At 75.9% G+C, this 1,442-nt stretch carries 3 protein-coding genes; all 3 read left to right on the forward strand.

The features are described from left to right. The first annotated feature begins 131 nt into the window (after positions 1-131). Positions 132-344 (forward strand): Trm112 family protein, encoded by a 213-nt coding sequence (locus ACYVE9_RS26715; RefSeq protein ID WP_461030471.1) that lies wholly within the window; start codon positions 132-134, stop codon positions 342-344. Continuing rightward, on the forward strand, positions 341-1,123 hold the full coding sequence (locus tag ACYVE9_RS26720) for an FkbM family methyltransferase (protein WP_461030472.1): 783 nt from the start codon (positions 341-343) through the stop codon (positions 1,121-1,123). The genes ACYVE9_RS26715 and ACYVE9_RS26720 overlap by 4 nt, the downstream gene beginning before the upstream one ends. 10 nt (positions 1,124-1,133) lie before the next feature. After that, a partial coding sequence (locus ACYVE9_RS26725) for a GNAT family N-acetyltransferase (protein ID WP_461030473.1) occupies positions 1,134-1,442 on the forward strand: 309 nt, incomplete at its 3' end.

Below are 1,442 nucleotides of genomic sequence, written 5' to 3' on the forward strand. Positions count from 1 at the left end.
CCGGCCCGAGCCGCACCGGCCCGAACCGCCGGACGGCAGGGCGTCGCCCCGGCCGCCGGGCGCCCCGGCCCACCAGACCAGCCGAACCATCAGCGCCACCCCCCGCTCCCCCCGCACGGAAGGCTCCAGAAATGTCACCTGACGACCCGCTGCTGCGCATACTCGCCTGCCCGCTGGACAAGGGCCCGCTGACCCTGTCCGAGGCGGGTGACGCGCTCTACAACCCGCGGCTGCGCCGCCGCTACCCGGTGGTGGACGGCATTCCGCAGTTGCTGCCCTCCTCCGGTGAGCCGGTGAGCGAGGAGGAGCACAACCGGTTCAGCGAGCGGGCGGGTACCCCGTGACGCTCGCCGCCCGCATCGGACCCCGTCTGCCGCCCCGGCTGGTCGCCCGGACGGCGGGCGCCCTGTACCCGCGCTTCGAGCCGGAACTGCGCCGGCTGGCGGACTTCTGCCCTCCCGGCGGCACCGCGGTGGACATCGGCGGCTGGTACGGCCCGTGGACCCGCCGGCTGGCCCGGCGAGCCGATCGGGTCGTCACCGTCGAACCCGTCCCGCACCTGGCGCAGGTGCTGCGGGCCACCACCCCGGCCCACGTCGAGGTGATCCAGGCAGCGGCCGCCGACCACTCGGGCAGCGCCACGCTGTGGCTGCCGCCCGGGGGCCGCGGTGACCGCGGGGTGTCCTCGCTGGTCCGCCGGGACGCGGTGCACGGCACCCGGCTGGAGGTCCCGTGCCTGTCGGTGGACTCGCTCGACCTGTCCGAGGTGCGGCTGCTGAAGATCGACGTCGACGGCAGCGAGCAGGCGGTGCTGCGCGGTGCCGAACGGACCGTGCGGCGCTGGAGGCCGGCGCTCTTCGTCGAGCTGGAGACCCGCATCCAGCCGTACCTCCCGGTGGTCGAGCAGCTGGCCGGGCTCGGTTACGGCGGCTGGGTGCTGCCCGGCCGCGAGTGGCTGCCGCTGGCGGAGTTCGACCTGGCGGGGCATCAGGCGCGGACCGCGCACGTCGCGGAGCACGGGCTGCTGCGGCGCAGCGTCGCCCCGCACCGCCGCTACGTGAACTCGGTGCTGTTCCTGCCCGACGACCGCACCCCCGGACCGTCGGGCGCGGACACTCGCTAGGGTTGCGGCCATGACAATCCGTACCGCCGTGGTGCCCCTGCCGGAGATCTTCGCGCTGCGTTGGGAGGTGCTGCGGCCGGAGCTGCCCGCCGCCTCCGCGGAGTTCCCCGAGGACGAGGCGCCGGGCGCGTTCCACGTCGCCGCCTACGACGGGGACGCGTCCGAGGTCCTGGCCTGCGGCAGCTTCTATCCCGAGCCGTTCCCCGACCCGTCCGGTCCGGCCGGCGCCGCGTTCCGCATCCGCGGCATGGCCAGCACGGCGACGGTCCGCGGCCGGGGGTTCGGCGCCGCCGTACTGGCCGCGGGCACCGCCGAGGCC

Source organism: Streptomyces sparsus, from assembly GCF_054776295.1.